The sequence below is a fragment of the Photobacterium sp. NCIMB 13483 genome (assembly GCF_003025475.1).
GTDB lineage: Bacteria > Pseudomonadota > Gammaproteobacteria > Enterobacterales > Vibrionaceae > Photobacterium > Photobacterium piscicola.
In genome coordinates, this window is record NZ_PYLV01000027.1 from 22,755 (window position 1) to 43,151 (window position 20,397).

The 20,397-nt window shown below is 40.8% G+C and carries 19 protein-coding genes; all 19 read right to left on the reverse strand.

Annotation, left to right across the window (positions count from 1 at the left end; all coding sequences use genetic code 11):
* Positions 1 to 6: 6 nt before the first annotated feature.
* A complete protein-coding gene (rng, locus tag C9I86_RS17025) occupies positions 7 to 1,476 on the reverse strand; it encodes a ribonuclease G (RefSeq protein WP_080158356.1) in 1,470 nt (489 codons plus the stop codon).
* Between the two features lie 12 nt (positions 1,477 to 1,488).
* Positions 1,489 to 2,058 (reverse strand): nucleoside triphosphate pyrophosphatase, encoded by a 570-nt coding sequence (locus C9I86_RS17030; protein WP_199190814.1) that lies wholly within the window; start codon positions 2,056 to 2,058, stop codon positions 1,489 to 1,491.
* Between the two features lie 109 nt (positions 2,059 to 2,167).
* Entirely contained in the window at positions 2,168 to 2,656 is a 489-nt protein-coding gene (gene mreD / locus C9I86_RS17035) for a rod shape-determining protein MreD (RefSeq protein ID WP_107277027.1), read from the reverse strand.
* A complete protein-coding gene (gene mreC / locus C9I86_RS17040) occupies positions 2,643 to 3,629 on the reverse strand; it encodes a rod shape-determining protein MreC (RefSeq protein ID WP_107277028.1) in 987 nt (328 codons plus the stop codon). Before mreC ends, mreD begins: the two co-directional genes overlap by 14 nt.
* Before the next feature lie 40 nt (positions 3,630 to 3,669).
* Positions 3,670 to 4,713, reverse strand: a complete 1,044-nt coding sequence (gene mreB, locus C9I86_RS17045) for a rod shape-determining protein MreB (protein WP_036793121.1) — start codon at positions 4,711 to 4,713, stop codon at positions 3,670 to 3,672.
* Between the two features lie 115 nt (positions 4,714 to 4,828).
* Positions 4,829 to 7,663, reverse strand: coding sequence for a DUF6701 domain-containing protein (locus C9I86_RS17050; protein WP_146142640.1), 2,835 nt, complete (start codon positions 7,661 to 7,663; stop codon positions 4,829 to 4,831).
* 299 nt (positions 7,664 to 7,962) lie between these two features.
* Complete coding sequence (locus C9I86_RS17055; protein WP_080158361.1) at positions 7,963 to 8,388, reverse strand: hypothetical protein; 426 nt, start codon at positions 8,386 to 8,388, stop codon at positions 7,963 to 7,965.
* Positions 8,378 to 9,139, reverse strand: coding sequence for a PilW family protein (locus C9I86_RS17060; RefSeq protein WP_107277030.1), 762 nt, complete (start codon positions 9,137 to 9,139; stop codon positions 8,378 to 8,380). Before C9I86_RS17060 ends, C9I86_RS17055 begins: the two co-directional genes overlap by 11 nt.
* Positions 9,139 to 9,744: a prepilin-type N-terminal cleavage/methylation domain-containing protein gene (locus tag C9I86_RS17065; protein ID WP_080158363.1), complete on the reverse strand. Its 606-nt coding sequence runs from the start codon at positions 9,742 to 9,744 to the stop codon at positions 9,139 to 9,141. Before C9I86_RS17065 ends, C9I86_RS17060 begins: the two co-directional genes overlap by 1 nt.
* On the reverse strand, positions 9,741 to 10,196 hold the full coding sequence (locus C9I86_RS17070) for a type II secretion system protein (RefSeq protein WP_080158364.1): 456 nt from the start codon (positions 10,194 to 10,196) through the stop codon (positions 9,741 to 9,743). Before C9I86_RS17070 ends, C9I86_RS17065 begins: the two co-directional genes overlap by 4 nt.
* A 91-nt stretch (positions 10,197 to 10,287) precedes the next feature.
* The gene (locus C9I86_RS17075) at positions 10,288 to 10,761 is read right to left on the reverse strand and encodes a type II secretion system protein (RefSeq protein WP_107277031.1); all 474 of its coding nucleotides are present in this window, start codon (positions 10,759 to 10,761) and stop codon (positions 10,288 to 10,290) included.
* Between the two features lie 591 nt (positions 10,762 to 11,352).
* Positions 11,353 to 12,573, reverse strand: a complete 1,221-nt coding sequence (locus C9I86_RS17080) for a type II secretion system F family protein (protein WP_107277032.1) — start codon at positions 12,571 to 12,573, stop codon at positions 11,353 to 11,355.
* 7 nt (positions 12,574 to 12,580) lie between these two features.
* Complete coding sequence (locus C9I86_RS17085) at positions 12,581 to 14,296, reverse strand: GspE/PulE family protein (protein ID WP_107277033.1); 1,716 nt, start codon at positions 14,294 to 14,296, stop codon at positions 12,581 to 12,583.
* 3 nt (positions 14,297 to 14,299) lie between these two features.
* Positions 14,300 to 15,466 (reverse strand): lipopolysaccharide assembly protein LapB, encoded by a 1,167-nt coding sequence (locus C9I86_RS17090; protein ID WP_107277034.1) that lies wholly within the window; start codon positions 15,464 to 15,466, stop codon positions 14,300 to 14,302.
* Positions 15,463 to 16,311, reverse strand: a complete 849-nt coding sequence (locus C9I86_RS17095) for an ExeA family protein (RefSeq protein WP_107277035.1) — start codon at positions 16,309 to 16,311, stop codon at positions 15,463 to 15,465. The genes C9I86_RS17090 and C9I86_RS17095 overlap by 4 nt, the downstream gene beginning before the upstream one ends.
* 3 nt (positions 16,312 to 16,314) lie before the next feature.
* The gene (mshL, locus tag C9I86_RS17100) at positions 16,315 to 17,958 is read right to left on the reverse strand and encodes a pilus (MSHA type) biogenesis protein MshL (RefSeq protein WP_107277036.1); all 1,644 of its coding nucleotides are present in this window, start codon (positions 17,956 to 17,958) and stop codon (positions 16,315 to 16,317) included.
* 14 nt (positions 17,959 to 17,972) lie between these two features.
* Entirely contained in the window at positions 17,973 to 18,293 is a 321-nt protein-coding gene (locus tag C9I86_RS17105) for an MSHA biogenesis protein MshK (protein WP_241956912.1), read from the reverse strand.
* The gene (gene gspM / locus C9I86_RS17110; RefSeq protein WP_107277037.1) at positions 18,286 to 18,924 is read right to left on the reverse strand and encodes a type II secretion system protein GspM; all 639 of its coding nucleotides are present in this window, start codon (positions 18,922 to 18,924) and stop codon (positions 18,286 to 18,288) included. The genes C9I86_RS17105 and gspM overlap by 8 nt, the downstream gene beginning before the upstream one ends.
* On the reverse strand, positions 18,924 to 20,393 hold the full coding sequence (locus tag C9I86_RS17115) for a PilN domain-containing protein (protein ID WP_107277038.1): 1,470 nt from the start codon (positions 20,391 to 20,393) through the stop codon (positions 18,924 to 18,926). Before C9I86_RS17115 ends, gspM begins: the two co-directional genes overlap by 1 nt.
* Positions 20,394 to 20,397: the final 4 nt, after the last annotated feature.

Genomic DNA, 20,397 nt, shown 5'->3' on the forward strand with positions numbered 1-20,397 from the left:
AATATGTTACATCATAACTACATCAAACTGCTCTTGAGTATAAAGAGGCTCTGGTTTAATTTTCACTTGTTTACCAATAAACACTTCCAGCTCAGCAAGCGCATGGTATTCATCACCCGCTAAAGCATCACCGACAGCCGATGAGACATAAACCACAAACCGATCAGCATCATAGGCACGATTAACACGGGTGATTTCACGTAAAATTTCGTAGCACACACTCTCAACTGTTTTAACCGTACCGCGACCTTCACAAGACGGACAAGTATTGCATAGTACATGCTCAATACTCTCACGGGTACGCTTACGGGTCATTTCGACTAACCCTAACTGGGTAAAGCCATTGATATTGGTTTTAACGCGATCAAATGATAATGCCTGCTCTAACGCTTGCAATACGCGACGTTGGTGCTCTTCTAGTGCCATATCAATAAAATCGATAATAATAATACCACCTAAATTACGTAATCGTAATTGGCGTGCAATGGCTTTCGTTGCTTCGATATTGGTATTGAAAATGGTTTCATCCAGATTGCGACGACCAACAAATGCACCAGTATTAATATCAATAGTGGTCATGGCCTCCGTTTGATCAATGATCAAATAACCACCCGATTTCATTTCTACTTTGCGATCAAGCGAACGTTGAATTTCAGCTTCGGTGTCATAAAGATCAAAGATAGGCTGATCACCTGAATAATATTCAATATTTTCGGTAACCTCAGGCACAAACTCATCAGTAAATTCTTTGAGTTTATCAAACGCCACTCGCGAATCGACCTGAATATGGTTAATTTCAGTGCCGACAAAATCACGTAAAATACGCTGTGCTAATCCAAGCTCACCATATAACATTGAACGAGGTTTGTATTTCGCTCGACGCTCGATGACCTTACGCCATAAATGCTTAAGGAATGCCGCATCTTGTGCAACTTCATCCGGATCAGCGCCTTCTGCAGCAGTGCGAATAATAAACCCACCAAGATGATCACAATGCTGTGACACTGCTTTCTTCAATCGATCACGTTCTTTTTCACACGCAATCCGTTGTGATACACCAACATGACTTGCACCTGGCATAAACACTAAATAACGCGATGGTAACGTAATATCGGTGGTTAAACGCGCCCCTTTCGTTCCTAGAGGATCTTTAACCACTTGGACTACGATGTCTTGGCCTTGACGGACCAACTCTGAGATATCGCGCACTTTAAATTGTTTTTTTTCATTTTCCGCCACACATTCAGTGTGAGGAACAATGTCTGATGCATGTAAAAAAGCCGCTTTATCTAAACCGATATCAACAAATGCAGCCTGCATTCCCGGTAAAACGCGACTAACACGTCCTTTATAAATATTGCCGACGATGCCTCGCTTTGATTCACGTTCAATGTGAATCTCTTGCAAAACACCCCCTTCAATCATTGCGACCCGTGTTTCACTCGGCGTCACATTTATTAGCAGCTCAGTGCCCATGGTTGCCTCTACTTATAATTTTAAAAAATCTTGTACCATGATGTCGGTTTCCACTAACGGTAACCCCATCACAGCGTAATAGCTGCCGTCGATACGGGTAATAAATTTGCCACCTATGCCCTGAATACCATAGCTTCCGGCTTTGTCTTGCGGTTCACCACTTTGCCAGTATTTTTTAATATCGTTATCAGACAGAGTTTTAAACCACACTTGAGTGGTAACTAAACAGGTTTGGCTATGCGATTGTGTCGCTAAGGTGACAGCTGTCATGACTTGATGTTGCCGTCCTGATAATAACCTCAGCATACGCGCAGCATCCTCAAAATCGACAGGTTTTTCTAGAATTTGTTGATCTACTACAACAATTGTATCAGCCCCCAGTACTGGGATGTCATTATTCGCCGCTTTTACACCAGCAAAAGCTTTATCATGTGATAAGCGTTGAACATATTGGGCGGCTGTTTCTTGAGCTTGATGACATTCTTCAACATCTACCACCACCCGTTCAAAGTTATAACCAAGTTGGGTTAAAAGCTCCATTCGACGTGGCGAACCAGAGGCGAGATAAAGTTGAATAGACATCATAATTATCCTTTTTAAATAATATGTTGATCAGCAATAATTGTTAAATAATTGCACCAAAAGAGCAAAGGGGGACACCAATTGGCTCCCCCTATAATATTAATAATAACTAACGAATAGCGAATTTACGTCGAATTCGACGTAATAATAAGAATAACCACGGCCATAATATAAAGTTTAATAGCACGGCAAAGAATTGCTGTGGATAAAAACTAATATTTGAAACTAAATATTCCGCCCAGAATTCAATTAATTTAGCTGCCAATGACAATAACGCTATCACAATTGCTTGCTGCCATAATGATAAATTACGTAAGACTCTAAAATTAAGCGCAATAATATAAGCAATCACAGACAACATTAAGCCGCGTACACCCAACGTTGAACCTAAGGTTAAATCCCACAGTAGACCGACGACTAACGCAGTACCAACATTAACGCGATGCGGTAATGCTAACACCCAATAACACGTCACAAGCACAACCCATGATGGTCGAAACGGTTCTAACTCTCCCGGCCACGGTACGGCTTGTAACACCAATGCAAATAGAAATGACAGCCAAATCCAAATTCGACCATGTGCTTTATTCGTTGGCATTATTTACCTTCCTTGGCGCTGGTACCACAGGCTCCGTTAGGTTTACGGCAGGGGCGGTCAGTGTCACAGGATCCGTTGTATTAACGGGTGTCACCGCAGTTGCTATTGGCGCACCGTCAGCAGTTACCGCCGTTTGATCTTTCATTTTTGTGCGATCAGTTGGCCATACCAATAACAAATAACGCAAACGATCAAACTGGACTGTGGTCTTGGCTGTAATTTGCGCAAATGGACGTTTATTATCAAAGGTAAATGATGTCACTCGCGCCACAGGATAGCCTTCAGGATAACGTCCACCTAAGCCAGAGCTCACCAGTAGATCACCCTTTTTAATATCGGTACTACTTGGTACATGTTCTAATAAAATCTGATGGTTACGTCCACCACCAGTGGCAATAACACGAATATCATTACGCACTACCTGGACTGGAATTGCATTAGTAGGATCAATGAGCAATAACACGCGACTATTATGCGCGCCAACATAAGACACTTGGCCGACAATACCTTTATCATTGATCACCGGTTGGCCTTCATAAACGCCATCGACACGGCCTTTATTTATCATTACTTGATAACTATAAGGATCAGAGTCAACCGCCATTACTTCAGCGACCATTTTACGTTCATCACGCACAAATGGAGAGCCGAGTAAATCTCTTAAACGCTGGTTTTCTTGCTGTAATTGATCGAGTAATAACACATTACTTTTCATGACTAATAAATCACGTTTTAATGCTTTATTTTCAGTCAATAGTCGTTGATGAGAACTGAATTGCCCACGCAGGACATCTAACATTTCACGCGGTAAGTTTGCCGCATATTGCAGCGGTGCGACCGCCGAATTCAATAAATAACGAATATTGGCAAAAGCACCAAGACGACTATCGGCTAGCATTAAGCTAGCCGATAATAATATGGCAAGAAACAGGCGTAATTGCAGAGATGGACCTCTGCCAAATATAGGTTTCATATAACACTATAACCTGTTTAATTAGGATCCTATGATGGTCTTATTCTTCGCTGAAGAGATCGCCACCATGCATATCGATCATTTCAAGCGCTTTACCGCCCCCACGAGCTACACACGTTAATGGATCTTCTGCCACAACAACAGGAATACCTGTTTCTTCAGTAAGAAGACGATCAAGATCGCGTAATAATGCACCACCACCAGTTAATACCATGCCACGCTCTGAAATATCAGACGCTAACTCTGGAGGACATTGCTCAAGCGCAACCATAACCGCAGATACAATCCCCGTTAACGGCTCTTGCAATGCTTCTAAAATTTCATTGGAGTTCAAGGTAAAGCTACGTGGAACACCTTCAGCAAGGTTACGGCCACGGACTTCAATTTCACGGACTTCATCACCAGGATAAGCCGAACCAATTTCGTGCTTAATACGCTCAGCGGTTGCTTCACCAATCAAGCTGCCGTAGTTACGACGTACATAGTTAATAATCGCTTCATCAAAGCGATCACCACCAATACGAACAGATGATGAATACACCACACCGTTTAATGATATAACCGCAACTTCAGTAGTACCACCGCCGATATCGATCACCATTGAGCCCGTTGCTTCAGATACTGGCATACCAGCACCAATTGCCGCCGCCATTGGTTCATCAATAAGGTAAACTTCACGCGCACCAGCACCTTGCGCTGATTCACGAATAGCACGGCGTTCAACTTGAGTTGAACCACAAGGCACAGCCACTAATACTCGTGGACTTGGACGTAAAAAGCTATTGTCATGCACTTGTTTAATAAAGTGCTGCAACATTTTTTCAGTCACATAAAAATCGGCAATAACGCCATCTTTCATTGGACGAATCGCGGCAATATTACCTGGCGTACGGCCAAGCATTAATTTGGCATCATGGCCTACTGCAGCAACACTTTTGGTTGCCCCCGCGCGATCTTGACGAATAGCCACAACAGAGGGTTCATCAAGAACAATTCCTTGTCCTTTGACATAAATAAGGGTGTTGGCAGTGCCCAAGTCAATAGACAAGTCATTGGAAAACATGCCACGAAGCTTCTTAAACATAGTCTTCAGCTATTCCTGCAAGCGTTAAAAAATCGTAAATTGCGCTCAATGTATCAAGTGCACCTTAGTGAAACAAGATATGGATCGCTAAACTACGTCCAGACACGCAATTTATTTACTCGATGGGTTGATTGAGACCTTTTTCAGCTCGATAAATGATTCTATCATTACCTCGATAGCTGCCAAAGGTCACCAACCCTGATGGATCCTCGTCGCCAATCCCACGCCAGTTAAATGTTAACCATGGTTGATTGGTCGTTTTAGTCGTCGTACACCCAATATTCATTGCTGGCTGAGCGGCAATTCTTACCCAAAAACGAAGTTGTTGTTTTAAATAAGTGTCATTTTCTTCAAGTGCCGGTAATGCCTTTAAAGAATAATTCTCACCTCGTAAGACGTTGCTGGCAATCATCCCTAAATGGGCTTGCTGATGTGGCTTTGAGGTATAGATAATGTGTTTGCATGACCACTCACTATTAAATCGTGAACCACTATCATCGCTATTCACTTCAAATTGATGGCCATTCCAATACTCCACTTTAAGTGGCATCGTTAACGGCTGATTAAATACACCATTCACATTTTCTAATACCATGCGACCATAACGGCTATCAACCGAGCCATTAAGTGGTGCCGTTAATCGTTGTGGCTGATTATAGCGTTGTAATAACTGCGTCTTATCCGCAAAATCTGTACACCCCAATGTCGAGCATTCTGAACGAGATTGCACTGATAATCCAAGCCCCACCGTAAACGGACCATCAGCAGTTGTCATCACTGCTGCTGAATGATTACCGTTTTGAGGTAAACGCTTGAACGTCAGCTCACCATCGGTAATGGTTAATTGTGCTTGTTGCCAGTCGTGCTGCCAGCCATCAACTAAATTAGATTGATCAAGCCGTAAACTGAGATCATTAGGACTATTTTTCACATGAAGATCAACCGCAGTTAATTGCAAATTTTCTTTCAATGTCGAATCAAATGCACTGTAATTACGTGTCGGTTTACCCGCTGCATTTTGTGCTTCAATAGTCGCATTGGCATTGAAGGTTTGATCCATATAAGTAAATGGGGATGATTCAGTATGAGCATTGATGATGCTACTGTCTTTAATCACCAATTGTTTTGGATAAAAACGTCCAATGGCACGCTGACTGGGGTTTATTGTCATACCGAGATAATTAGAGGATGTCATGGCTAGCTTCACGCTTCCCACTTCACTCCACCGTAAATCCGTAAACAGCAGTGCGGTAGTGTCATGATATTGATTATTTTTTTGATAAGTTCGCCCACTTAGCTCACCTTGAACCCCATTTTTGGGCGTTGCAATCCCTGCTATTTTAGCGGTCACTGTTGCAACTGGCGCGTCTTGAGCAAAAAAGTTAGCCGTAATCGGTCGCTGGCAATATTGATCTTGATTAACATCAATGATCGCCGCCTTTTCGTGAATATCACCAGCTTGCCATTGTAAGGGTTTCGCTTGAACAACAAACCCATCACCAGCCGCTCCCAAACCATTGCCACTATTGATAGTGCCTTCAAAACTAGCTCCTGTTTGAGGGCACATCGCAAAGGTCCACGGTCGAGAGTGAATCATCACCGAGCCATCTAATTGAGTCCAATCATCAGCTTGAAATTTTACGGATGTTCCAATGTCACAGCCTTGCTCACGATTACAATCACGATCGATAATATTCAGCACGACTTTACCTGCATCTGAATACCTTAACTGCCCCAGAGCTATCCCTTTTTTAAACACTAACTGCGCCTCATCTGTGGACCAGGAGCGTTGAGGATTCGCGCGTAATTCAACCTTGCTATTAGCTTGAGTCGCGGGTGCTATAAATTGAGTTTCCAATGATAATGATCTAGTACCACTGTAGCCTTTCGCGACCGTATTACTGTTTTTGTCATCAGCACAAGCCATTGCTTTTACAGTAATGTCATAAGGCTTATTAGCGATTATTTTTAAAGGGGTACGACTGATTTCAAACTTAAAAGGCACAACAGTATATTGCCCTATAGCTGTCGCTAATACGCTCGTATTTTGTCGTAAAAACCCACTAACATTAATATTTCCAATATGGTTTTCACTTTTTAACCATAACCTAGCAACGCCATTAATTACCCTCACATTAATGAGCTCTGAGGCATCATTAGCGTTAGTATTATCATTTTCAGACAAAAACCAATAGGCAAGAGTGGGCTTATTTAAACTCGTTGATACGACAATATTGCCATTATAAGTCGTGTCTATCTGGTGATTATTTTTTTGATGAACATTAAACGTTACCGGTAAACGATCACAACTTAATATCTGTGCTTTTTCAGGGGTAATAACCAAATCATATTCTTTCTCTTGCACACAAGATCCCCCAGCCCAAATATTACTGTCGGTATCAATTCGTAAATTACGCGCCGTTACTGCGCCACGTAAGGTTTGAGGCCGATCGGCAATATCCACCTTATTACCATAATTTGCAGAGATGTTAATATTGCCAGCAGAATACAAATAACCCACCATCTCAACCGTACTGGATAAGTTAATTGAGGCTTTTATTTCAACATCAGAAACAAAAGAATTCGCATCATCATTAGTACCAAATATATAAAGTTCATCAGGCGAACCGCCCTTATTAACATTTCCACTTAACGCTGCTTGTTCGACATAAACAATTGCTTGCTGGCCTTTTGCTACCGTAATATTGGCGCCTTGCATCACCAATAATTGTTTTATTTTATAGATACCGCCTTGTAATTGAGTTCGAGTTTTTGAGCCTAATTCAACTTTTAAATAATTCCCAGGCGGTAACATTAAAATATTATTATCGCCATAACTCTCAATACATTGATCGCGATATTGCTCTAATTCTGGATCACTACATACAATATCACTCGACGGAATATTATAAGTGGGCATTATTGGCATTTGTTTAGATCTGACTATCAAGCTCGAGTCCACTTCACAGGCCCATTGACTTGATAGATTTTGACATGATTTATCTCTATCTCCTCCTTGATCAATAAAATGGTTAAAACCTAATTGATATTTTTTATTATTTTCAGATTTAAAATAGGGATATTGAAACCCCATCCTTATTAATTGACCATCTAATTTTGTTTTTGAATGCGACTGTGCAACTTGCGGAAAATATTCACAATAGTTCGTCTGATTTGATGCTGTAGCGTTCACTGCAAAAGTTGCGAATAAAGCAGCCCATAGCCAAATTATAAGTTTTGAAATAAGTGTCATCGCGCTAGTCCTTTAACCCATACTTGTTGCTGGCGAACGACTTGATATTGACCACTACCACAGCGACCAATACTACGTAATTGAATCCGCCGAGTTGTCTCTGCGCCATACTCATCACACTCAATAGCAACCTTACAGCCATCAAAATCTACCAACGAAATTTGAGTCGGTACATCCTCACAAGCCAACATTTGCTGAGGATTTCCAATCGGAAATAAGGCATTTAAGCTAATTTCAATACCGCTATGCGCAACGAACCATGCGCGAGTGCCCAATACTTCTTGCGTTGTTGTAACGACTTGAGATGCATTTATTTTGATCATCGCAGCAGCCATCATCGACATGACTGTAATAATAAAAATTGCGACAACCAAAGCACTACCAGATTGTGAGATTAATGAAACAGAAGATTTACGGCGCATTCATCACCTGTACAGTATGGTCATAGCGGCTCGATTCACCATTACGAATAAAGGTAAATTGCCACGCAACTAAGGCACTGCGTGCAAGGGCGGCATGATCCAATTCAAAGAAAGACAAGCTTTCATCAATATATTGAGCTAATACAATGGCTGCTGACTCAGTACCCATGTTGTCAATCACAGTGCGTGTCAGACTATTATTTTCAATACAAAAGCGTACAGTTTGAATATAAATATAAAAACGTGATGCCAATGAACCACTCGCAAAACGATATTGCCCATCAAGTTCAAATAACCATTGATTAGCCGCTGTTCCTTTATTTATCGCGGTTACCGTAGCAATCTGCTCACTACCTGATTCAAAATCGAGCCATTTATGTGGGTTAATAGCCACCATCATCCCCACTTGAAATTGGGGAGCTGTTGTCTGTGTCATAAAAGCGGTGATGGTAGTAATGTCAGTTAAGGTTGGATTACTATAATCACCACTGTATTGAATGGGCTTAAACGATAAGCATCGCCCATCAACCGTAAGTTGCAGACTATTGGGGGCGGCATTACGTAATTCACGCGTTAAACGTTCAACGGCAAATCGCGCTTGAGATTGTAATTGTTCACGATCACGAGTGTGTAAATAACCTTCAGTACCCAAACTCACAAAGCGGCCAATACCCAGCGTGATAATGCTCATCACCACTATCACCATCACTAATTCAATTAAGGTAAATCCTTGCGATCGCCCTAATAACATTAATAATTACCTCGATAAGCAGCAAACTGATAACGCCCATAACGACCACTATCAACCACCATATTAATACGCTTATAATTATGCGGAGTAGCCGCAATAGCCGACAGAGAGTCAGGAGTATTCGTTAAGCTGCTATCGTAAAAAACAGCTATTGTCACCGTAAAATGACTGTAATCGGCGGCAATTGAATCACCAACGGCATTACTTAACGCCACGCCATTACCGTCCTCACATACTGCTGATTTTCCCTGCCAACAACCGATATAATCATCAACCGTAATAAACTGCTGCCGTTCATAATTAGGTTTTAAATCTAAAACACACGGGTTTGTAATCGCCTTTCCTTGCAAATCCTGAGTATCATCACAACGGATCTGCTCACCATTATCATCACTATTTATATCAAATTTACGCGATAAAATTTCCGTCATCATTGCATTAGCAAGTGCCGCTGCACGTGCTTGGTAATGAGATTGGGCTGATAGAGTAATTTGTGGAAATAAAAATCGGCTTAAAACAACCATCGCAACAGCAAAAATAACCAATGTGATGATCATTTCAATCAGTGTAAATCCACGTTGACAGTGATGAACAAAACGTTTCATAAGCAAGCCCCAGTATGAATGTAACCTTGCGGATTAATACACATTTTCGCCTGATTATTATTAGCCGTAAAGGTGATCTCACAACCTGATCCCGTCATACACTGACGCTCACTTTGTGGATTAAATGGCTGACCGAGTAAATTAAAACCAAAAAAATAGTTCGGGGTGATCGTGACCTGATCGTGTGCTGTCGTAAGATAATTTGTGGGGTTTTGTTGAGTCGTACAACCAAATAACGATTCGGTAATAGTCAAGGTAGCGCATGCTAATTGCTGTTGCTGCATGGCGCTAATTTGAATTTGACGCGCAATGGTAATCGCTTGATCACGCATTAACTCAGCACTAAAACTTGATTTAGAAGCGTAGCGACTGGCAGCAGTAACGGAAATAATCGCCAATACAATAATCACCATCACCAATTCAATTAAGGTGAACCCTTGTTGTCGCGCCACAGCGTTAACCTTTGCTCAATAGTATTTAATGATGCTATTTAAAATAAAAATAACATCATTAAATAGCGCTCCGCAGAGCGCTAAATATTAATTATGATTGTACTGGTTCAGTACAACCTGGACCATATATTATCGAAGTAGAAGCTGCGACTGATGGACTTGTTGCTTGTGTGTAAGTAACGATACATGTATCAGTTGTATCATTACTTTTGTAAGTATATTTAATTTTACCATCCGTTGGAGCTGCAACCACTTTCCAATCATCAGCAAGACCAGTCACAGCTGCTGCTAATGCTGCCGATGTTGCTGTTGGGTAACCATAAATAATCTCGATACCATCAAAAGTAGTAGCGGCTGTAGATACGCTCTCAACCCCCTGAATAGCAGCCTTACCATAAGTAATACCTGCTGCACCTTCAATCGCACCTTTTAAGCCTTGCAGTGAAGACGCACGCGCATCATCTTGAAGGTTCAAAAATTTAGGAGCCGCAGTAACGGCTAAAATACCTAAAATAACAATCACAACCACGAGTTCAATTAATGTAAAACCGTTTTGACGTTTCATAATGTCATCCTTTTCCCTGTGTATTCACTTCAGCTCGACCTTGAGTCGGTATGTAAGTAAATGAATGCCCTGCAATCACATTAATTGCATTCAAGCACTAAATATTCGATATAATAAATAGTTTTATTTTCATTCGTTATTGAAGCTAATGACCAATATTAAATTATGCTCAATCCAAATAATGACCGTCGAAAATAACCACTAATGGTGACAATAGCGGTTTTTTACTAAAAAAAATCATATTTACAAACAACAATCTAATGGAAATTAATAACTAAATAACAATAACTAACACAATCAACAATGGGTGTTTAACTGCATTAATTATAATTATTGATAGTAATATAATTGATTACTAAAATACGCGATTAGTTTCGCATCCAGATAAAATATTACAATTTATTATTTGTAAGAAATTAATAACTAACCAAGGAATAATACCAATTAATATAACTATTATTCTTTTACAGAATACCAATGAACGTTAATTTTCCTATCAACTAAATTAACTGTTAATATATTTATTAATTATCGAAATAATAATTCAATCAGTTATTACAACAATATTAAAAAGCTGTTATTTATTCGCTATTATCCAGCATTAGCAACATCTAACATTCCCCACATCGGTAAAAAGATACCAAGGGCAAGTAATAACACCATGGCTGATACCACCACTAATAACAGCGGTTCGATACGGGCAGTTAACGTCGCTAAGTCATAATCAACTTCACGGTCATAAAAATCAGCAGCTTCTAATAATAATTCGTCAATTTGCCCAGTCTCTTCACCAACGGCAATCATCTGTAGTACTAATGGCGTAAAAATATCAGTATTAGCCGCGGTTATTGCAATGCTACTGCCACTTTCAATGCCTAATTTCATGTCTAATAACCGCTGCTCTAAAAAGCGATTATCTAATGCTTCTGCGGCCATTTTTAAGGCTTGATTTAATGGAACACCAGCACGCATCATTAGCGCAAAAGTACGAGAAAATCGAGCCATCAAAGCACGGTTAATAATAGTTCCGATAATAGGCGTTTTTAATCGCCACAGATCCCATTGCCGTTGTCCTTGGGGGGTATTACGCCACAACCTTATTCCAACCCACATTGCGCCAATGCTAATAACCATCAATGGCCAATAATAAACAAACAGATTTGAGGTCAATATTAATACTTGAGTCGGCCAAGGTAAATCAACCCCAAACCGAGCAAACATACCGGCAAATTGAGGAATAACTTGAGTATTTAACACCACCATTGCCAGCCCAATCGCAATCATAACAAACATCGGATAGCGAATTGCAGATTTAATCTGGCGCCGAGTATCCATTTCTTGTTGGTAGTAATTCGCCAACTGCAATAGGGTTTGATCTAACCGTCCTGTATTTTCACCAACATGGATCATCGACACAAATAAATCAGAAAATACCCGTGGATGTTGCTGCATTGCCGCAGACAGCGAATGACCATTGGTCAGTTCAGTTATCACATCTGCTAAAGTTGAGCGTAATAATAAATGACTGGCACTTTGCTCTAAGCCTTTAAATGCACGTAACAATGGTACTCCCGCTTTGGTTAAGCTATAAAGCTGGCAACAGAAAATCACCAAAACTTCAATGGGTAACTGCCGTTGCCATAACCCATCAAACGTTAATGATGGACGATGATGTGTTGCCAGTTTAATTTCTAATGGGATAATTCCTTGGCGTAATAATTGATCGGTTGCCGCCGATTGAGTTAAAGCTTCGACCTGTCCGCGTAAAATCGTCCCTTGAGCACCACGGCCACGATAATTAAATCGTTTCATTTATATATTACCCAATATAGCCATCATAAAAATCCCCTTCCGCTAATGTCATCACTTCATCTAAGCTAGTGATACCCGCGTAAGCTAAGGCTAAGGCTGACTCAACCAATGGCTTATAACCAGCACTTTGTCGTGCGATTTGACTAAATAGAACCGCATTATTATTGCGTAATGCATCCATCATAGATTGGTCAAACTCTAATAATTCAAACACCCCAACACGACCTTTATAACCGATAAAGTTACAACTTTGACAACCTAAACCTAAGTTAAAATGGTGTAATCGCTCATTAAAATCACGCGCTTGTAACCAACTTTTCTGCTCGTTTTCTAAGACTGCCTCTTGTGTACAATCTGGACATACACGCCGCACTAACCGTTGTGCTAATACGGCTCTTACTGCACTCGCAACTAGGTATCCTGGCGCCTGCATATCAATCATTCGTAACGCACTATCAATCGCATTATTGGTGTGTAAAGTCGAGAGTACTAAATGGCCGGTTAATGCCGCACGTAAACCAATTTCAACGGTTTCTTGATCGCGCATTTCACCCACTAAAATCACATCAGGATCTTGGCGTAAAAAAGTCCGTAAAATCGAAGAAAAAGTCAGCCCAATTTTATTATTAACTTGTACTTGATTAACGCGTGACAACCGATATTCAACCGGATCTTCTGCGGTAATTAATTTTTTCCCCGGTTTATTAAGCTCATTAAGCGCACCATATAAGGTCGTAGTTTTTCCTGATCCTGTTGGCCCGGTAACTAAAATCATGCCATGTGGACGCTTTAGCTGACGCCGAAGCCGTAACAGAAGATCATTGGGCATACCAATATGATCTAAATCGAGAATTCCAGCCGATTGATCAAGTAATCGCATCACTACCGATTCACCGTATTGCACTGGCATTGTTGAAAGACGAATATCAATTGAATGATCGCGAATCTTAATATTAAAGCGCCCATCTTGTGGTAAGCGTTTTTCTGATATATCCAGCCCACTCATTAACTTAAGCCGTAATACTAATGCCGCAGCAACACTATTTTCATTAAGTAATGTTTCATGCAAAATGCCATCGATCCGCTGCCGAATACGAAGTACATCTTCATCGGGCTCAATATGAATATCAGACGCCCCTACTTGCAGTGCATCTTCAAATAAGGAATTGATCAGCTTAACCACTGTCATTTCATCATTATCACTATCATCAAATCCAAACCCATAATGAGTCTGAGTTTGATGCTCAGCATTTAGTTGCTCAGCAAACGACGCAATTTCTTTAGTGCGACGATAATAACGATCAAAAGCCGTAATTAACTGTCGTTCAGGCACAATAACAAACTCGACCTGAAACTGTTGTAATTGGTTAAGTAAGGCTTCCTGCATAGCAAGATCGGCAGGATCACTCATTGCGATACGTAACACATCACCACGACGACCAATCACCAATGCACGTAACCGTCGCGCATGCACTTCTGATAATAAATTCACGGCGTCGCTATCAATAACAAGCCGAGTTAAATCGACCAACGGAATATCAAGCTGTCGCGCTAAAAACTGCAACATTTGTTGTTCGCTAAGGAACCCCATACCAATTAAGGTATCACCTAATTTGCGTCCCGTTAGTTGCTGTTGCTGCAGAGCTTGATCCAGTTGTTGCTGCGCAATAATATGATCATCAACCAACAGATCACCTAACCGTTTACGTAAGCGTATTTGCATCTGTTAGCGCCTTTTAATCTGTAATGCCATAATTCGTTGCTGAATAAATTGTTGTGATGCAGCAGAAAGACCACCATGTACCGCGCCTTGACGATAAGAGGTCAACGCTGCCATAAATTGCTGACTTCGTTCTTGTGCAATCGCAAGCCCCAACCACCAGCGGCCATCAGCCGCATCATGTAATACTAATTGTTGGTAACTACTAAGCGCTAAAGCGGTATTTTGTAACTGCTGAGCTAAAGCGGCTCGCATCGCCAAAAAAGCGACTGTATCAACATTTTGAGGTTGTTCTAATACCGTTAATGCCGCTTGTGGTTGTTGCTCGTTAACCAATAGTTTGGCTAAAGTTAAGCGTAATTCAGTATTATGAGGCTGGCGTTGTAACCCTTGCTGTAACATTGCTACAGCTTGGCGGTTATCACCACGTCCATAATATAACGCGGCTAATTTTTGACGAGCAACAACCCATTCAGGACGGTACTTTAACGCGGCTTCAAGATGCACAATCGCTTGGCGACTATTGGCTTGGCGTAATACTTTTTCAGCTTTGTTATATTCAACCATTGCCAGTTGTGCGGGGGTTAACGCTACCGTTTCAATCGATAATCGACTTGATTTAAGCTTAGGTGTTACCGCTACATCTTTTGAGGATGGAGAAACCGTTGTCTTTATCGTTGCTTGTTGCTCGGCTAATGCTTGGTGATAACCGCTGTCATAGCCTTGGTCGTAGGAACTTGCGAGCTCTTGTTTAATATCAAGAGCATCAAGAGCGGGTTCAGCGACGGGCATTGTCGCCAAAAGTGCTGACTCAGCATTGGTTAATATTGGCGACGATGATATTGGCACCTCTTGTGATATCTGTTCAGGTACTGATAACTCTGGTTTATTCGAGGCCTGTTTTTTTATTGGAACTGGTAGCATAGGTAAAGTCGATACCACAGGTACAGTAGTGACAGGGAAAACAGAGGGAAAGAGTACTGGTGTAACGATGGATCGCTGCCAATAGATAGTGCCACCAACAAATAACAAAATGACCGCTATTAAAAGAATAGCGCGGCCATAGCGACCACGTTTATTGGGTAGCGGTGTGATCGTTGCAGCCTGTAGCTCTTTAGGTTCTGCATGAGATTGTTGTGCCAAAGCACTCAAACGGCGGTTTAGCTCACTCATAAATATTTCCACCCTAACCAGCGCCACCACATACAACTTGATTGACGTGCAGCAACAGTGTCAGTAATCGCTATATTAATATCTTGTCGACAAAGAGAATGACGCTGTTGACTATAAGCCGCTAATAATGATTTGTGTGCTAATTGATTAATCAACCTTGGAATACCACCACTCGCAAACCAAATCGCTCGTGCTTGAGCGATGGAAAATAACCCAGTACAACGACCAGACAATAACAATCGATGCTCAATATAAGCGACAGCTTCAGCTTCATTTAATGGTAATAATGTCGCTCGTAACGTAATTCTTTGTTGTAGTTGACGTAGTTGATAATGGGCTAAACGTTGATCTAATTCAGGCTGACCAATTAATACAATATGAAGTAGTTTTTCAAATTCAGTCTCAAGGTTGCCTAATAAACGAATCATTTCTAATGCGTCATCAGTCAATGCTTGAGCTTCATCAATAACGACAACCACCGCATGACCATTAGCTTTACGCTGCAACAATTGGTCATGAATATCAATCGTTAGCCGATGGCGATCACCATCAAATTTAAGCCCTAATTCAGAGGCTAATGCTATTTGTAATGTCATTCCACATTGTGCTGGCGTCGGTAAATACACTAAATCATATTGCGGTGGTAAACGATTGATTAACATGCGACAAATAAGGGTTTTTCCCGTTCCCACCTCACCAGATAACTGCATTATTCCATCCCCCATAGCCAATCCAGCTAATAGGGTATCAATAGCTGTTAAATGGGTCGGCAAAGCATGAAATAAAGCAGTATTAGGGGTGAGTAAAAATGGCGCTGAATGAAAGCCAAAGTGCGATAAATACATAGGTTACTTATCTTCAGGAAACCATTCATTAACCAATGAACGTGAACGTTCAATCTCTTGTTGCCACGTTTGATCACTAACAACTGTTGGTTTCAATAAAATAACCAATTCTGTTTTTTGCTTCACTTTATTAATGTTACGAAACAAATTTCCCACCACTGGGATATCACCTAATAGTGGTATTTTTGAAACTTGATCTGTCATTGCGGTTTTCATCAAGCCACCAATCACAACCACATCACCACTACGTGCATGAATAATTGAATCAGATTCACGAATAGTACTTTTAGCTAATGGTAGTTGGTAAACCCCAAATTTAGCGCCAAGATCGACCGCTTTGATCTCGTTTTTAATATCAACCACCGCCGGATGAACATGCAATAACACCCCTCCTTGATCATCTATTTGAGGGGTGACATCTAATGAAATCCCTGAGAAAAAGGGCGTTAATTCAATATCAGGTGCCGCAGTGCTGTTATCACCAGAGACATTACTGCTAGATACATTGGTGACAAAATATTCATCACCACCCACTTTGATCACCGCTTTTTGATTATTTGCCGCCGTCACTCGTGGGCTTGATAGCACATTAAGATCCCCCTGAGTTTCAAGAAAACTTAATACTGAAGTAAAGTTACCATCACTGATCGTAATATTGGTTTGACCACCAAGCAGATTTGAAACCGCATTACCGCCCGGTAATGCAGCAATGGCTGAGGCATCAATGATAGGTGTTGAACCAACCACAATATTGGTTCCGCCAATACTGCGACTGATATTCTGCCAATTAATCCCTTGCTGATAGCTGTCATTCAACGTTACTTCCATGATCTTGGCTTCAAGTACCACTTGTCGAATTAAACGTTGTTGTGAAATACCCAAAAATTGTTTTACTTCACGTAATTCATTGGGAAAAGCACGCACAGAAATCAAGCCTGCCTGTGGCGAGACCATCACATTTCGACCATCGCCATGACCAATCATACCCCGTACCACTTTTTCTAGCTGTTGCCAAAAGTCACTTTCAGAGGTGGTTTTTATGGTTGTTCCACCTGTAGTAGTACTGAGATCTTGATTTAAAATGGCATCATTATTGTCAACATCTACGCTGGTATTGTTTTCATTTGCTATTGAACCGGTCGTAATTGAAGTTAAGGACACCCCTTGACGCTGCAACTGTAAATAATCAACAGCAATAATATCGGTACGCAGTGTGGCAGGAAAAACCTGAATAATATTACCTTTACGGGTAATGCTATACCCATAAACATCATCAACAACATTGAGCACTTCATCTAATGTGACATCTTTTAACTGCAAGCTAATCAAGCCACTAACATTTGGATGGATCACTATATTAAATGGTGTGCCTTGCACTAAACTCGAAAAGAATACGTTGGCATCGACATTACGAGCATTCACTCGAAATCGTTTTTCTAATGCATGCGTAGGCAGCACTTGATCGGTATCGAGTGTGGGCATTAAATCAGCATTGACCGCGTCAGGTAATGCGAGCAGTGGTCGACTGGCTGCATCATTAGCTGCTTGGTTAAGTGTTTGTTGTATAGCAACTGGAGCTTGGTGCCCCATTTGGGTAGAGCACCCCATTAATGAAGTGATAACCACACCAAGTATGATTCGTTGCATATTTTTATATCCCTTCATTGCTTAATATCGGTGCTAAATAGCGACAATTGCCACTGTTTTTTATTGCGGGTTAATATCACTGAACTGTCATTAATTCGACTGACTCTATAGCCTGTTATATAACTGCCAACCGCCACTGTTTGACCACTTAAAATGGCACGACATTGCGGCTCACAAATAACACTTTGTAATAGAGGTAATGCCGAACGCGAGTGGAGTGATGATGATCGTTGTTGTGGCCATGATAATGGTGCCGTAGGATCTTGCTGCGCGTGTACCTTTATCCCATAAAATAAACAGCAGATAACACATCCTGTTACTGTATATTTACCCACCAATAAAATCCTTACTTTCACCTAAGGTATAGAGTTCTAGCTCAATACTAGCCCATGGATATCGTGTTACTTGATAGTTTAAATTGCGCCAATAATACTTCACGGGTAACGCTTCAATCTGGGTTAAATAACGAATTACATCAAAGTATTTCCCTTCAAATGTCATTCGTAATGGATGAATAAAATAGCCTTGATCATTACCATTCATCAGTTGCATCGCAGGTAATGACACCATCGTTTGTAAACGCAAACCATGACTGTGACGTAATACTTGTTCCAGTAAATACGGCATTTTAGTGGGTGAAACTAATCGACCTATCGTCTGTTGTAACTGCAGTTCTAATTGCGCATCTTTACTAGTCAATAAATTGATTTGATTATCAATTTTTTTATTGGGGCTTTGTGTTAATTTTTGCTGTAAACGCTGAATATCATGTTTAACCGTTATAATATTATTGGCCGTAACACGAATAGTATTGGTCTGATTTTGCAATTGCAGCCATTGTGGTTCAAGCACCATAAACACCCCAATGAAGAAAATTGCCATCCAACCAGAAATTGCAATCAGCCATTGTTCACGTGCAGATAAACCACTGAATCGTTGTTGCCATTCACACCAGATAATCTTCATCAAAGCGCCTCTTGTATACGTTGGGCTTGCAAGGTGAAGGTAACTTGGTTGTTCTTATCTCGACCAATATTAAGTAACTGAAATCGCCGTTGAGCCAAGGTCGAATAACGATTAAATGTCCCTAACCAACGTGGCACGGCTTCAGGCGAGCGAGCCACACCGTGTAAATCCATAGCTGTACCCGAAATTGAAATACGTTCAATAGCGACATCCTTAGAAGCCGCTTCAGCCAATTGCACTAATACCTGACCATAACCAACCATCAAACTGACATCATGATTCGCAACCGCTTTTAACGTCGCTTGTTTTGCCGTAATTTCCTGTTCTAACGCACTGAGATGTTGCTGCTTTATGGGGCTAACAACATGTAATAAAATTTGTTTTTGAGTTAACATTAATTGCTGTTGAGCTATCGTTAGTTGCGCCTTATTAGCGATAAAGGTGGGTGCTAATTGATGTAATTTAAAACTATAAACAGCACTCGTTAAGCCAATAATAAATATCAGCGTTAACCAACTAAGCAACATATTATTAAGTGTTAACCATTGACGTTTGGGTTGCAGATATTGTGAATAGAAATTAATTGAAGACGAAAAACCTTGTTGTAATCCTGCCCAAGCAATCCGAGTTCCCGTCGATGATAATAAAGATAATCGAGGTTCAATCGCTTGCACAATAACATTTAAACGCGCATTTAACGCCAGTGCTAATTGCTGACTATCATCATTATCACAACTAATTAATAACTGACTGATCGGGTTATCACGTAGTTGAGCGCTCAAAAAATCCAATGAACGTTGTAGTTCTAATGCTAGGCTATCAAGTTGTAATGCTTGGATATCTGAATCAACAGCGGCCACTAGAGGCACAGCAAAGCCACGTAATTGACGTTGAAAAATGAGTTTCTGTTGACTAAATGCAGTTAATTGTAAATCACCATTACCATAGCGATGCACCACTAATTGGCTTAAGTGTTGGGCTGTAAATTCACCCCAAACAACACTTTCAACCGTCATGCAACCGACATCACAACCAACAGATTGACACGCAAAGACAATTTTATTCACTTGTTGGCGTGTAGTAACAACAACCTGAATCCGATCGTTGTTTAAACTATCAAACCCATCCGCAACAATATCATCAGGTGATTCATTGACTAAATCTTTAACCAAATAAGGTAAAGCTAAAATTAATTCATCATCACTTAAATTAGGTTTATCAATCAATAAACTTTGGTATAAACCACGGCCTAAAATAATGGCGATTTGACTGCCTGCCAATTGGTGGCGAGTAATCAGTATTTCAATTGCGCTCGACCACTCAGTCACTGCTTCAATTGATACCGAATCAATAATGACATCGCTACCATCCCCTGCAACCAAAACAACCGCATCAGAAAATAGAGCAAGAGCAACATTTAATGCGGAGGGTTTACGTAAAAAAAACGGAGCAAGAGCGCGCAGAATCATGATA

Excerpts from the sequence above, each read along its gene's own strand:
- gspM (WP_107277037.1), bottom strand. The coding sequence starts at position 18,924 with ATGAAGATTATCTGGTGTGAATGGCAACAACGATTCAGTGGTTTATCT.
- C9I86_RS17075 (WP_107277031.1), bottom strand. The coding sequence starts at position 10,761 with ATGAAACGTCAAAACGGTTTTACATTAATTGAACTCGTGGTTGTGATT.
- rng (WP_080158356.1), bottom strand. The coding sequence starts at position 1,476 with ATGGGCACTGAGCTGCTAATAAATGTGACGCCGAGTGAAACACGGGTC.
- C9I86_RS17065 (WP_080158363.1), bottom strand. The coding sequence starts at position 9,744 with ATGAAACGTTTTGTTCATCACTGTCAACGTGGATTTACACTGATTGAA.
- C9I86_RS17095 (WP_107277035.1), bottom strand. The coding sequence starts at position 16,311 with ATGTATTTATCGCACTTTGGCTTTCATTCAGCGCCATTTTTACTCACC.
- mreB (WP_036793121.1), bottom strand. The coding sequence starts at position 4,713 with ATGTTTAAGAAGCTTCGTGGCATGTTTTCCAATGACTTGTCTATTGAC.
- C9I86_RS17030 (WP_199190814.1), bottom strand. The coding sequence starts at position 2,058 with ATGTCTATTCAACTTTATCTCGCCTCTGGTTCGCCACGTCGAATGGAG.
- C9I86_RS17080 (WP_107277032.1), bottom strand. The coding sequence starts at position 12,573 with ATGAAACGATTTAATTATCGTGGCCGTGGTGCTCAAGGGACGATTTTA.
- mshL (WP_107277036.1), bottom strand. The coding sequence starts at position 17,958 with ATGCAACGAATCATACTTGGTGTGGTTATCACTTCATTAATGGGGTGC.
- mreC (WP_107277028.1), bottom strand. The coding sequence starts at position 3,629 with ATGAAACCTATATTTGGCAGAGGTCCATCTCTGCAATTACGCCTGTTT.
- C9I86_RS17055 (WP_080158361.1), bottom strand. The coding sequence starts at position 8,388 with ATGCGCCGTAAATCTTCTGTTTCATTAATCTCACAATCTGGTAGTGCT.
- C9I86_RS17085 (WP_107277033.1), bottom strand. The coding sequence starts at position 14,296 with ATGCAAATACGCTTACGTAAACGGTTAGGTGATCTGTTGGTTGATGAT.
- C9I86_RS17090 (WP_107277034.1), bottom strand. The coding sequence starts at position 15,466 with ATGAGTGAGCTAAACCGCCGTTTGAGTGCTTTGGCACAACAATCTCAT.
- C9I86_RS17115 (WP_107277038.1), bottom strand. The coding sequence starts at position 20,393 with ATGATTCTGCGCGCTCTTGCTCCGTTTTTTTTACGTAAACCCTCCGCA.
- C9I86_RS17060 (WP_107277030.1), bottom strand. The coding sequence starts at position 9,139 with ATGTTATTAGGGCGATCGCAAGGATTTACCTTAATTGAATTAGTGATG.
- mreD (WP_107277027.1), bottom strand. The coding sequence starts at position 2,656 with ATGCCAACGAATAAAGCACATGGTCGAATTTGGATTTGGCTGTCATTT.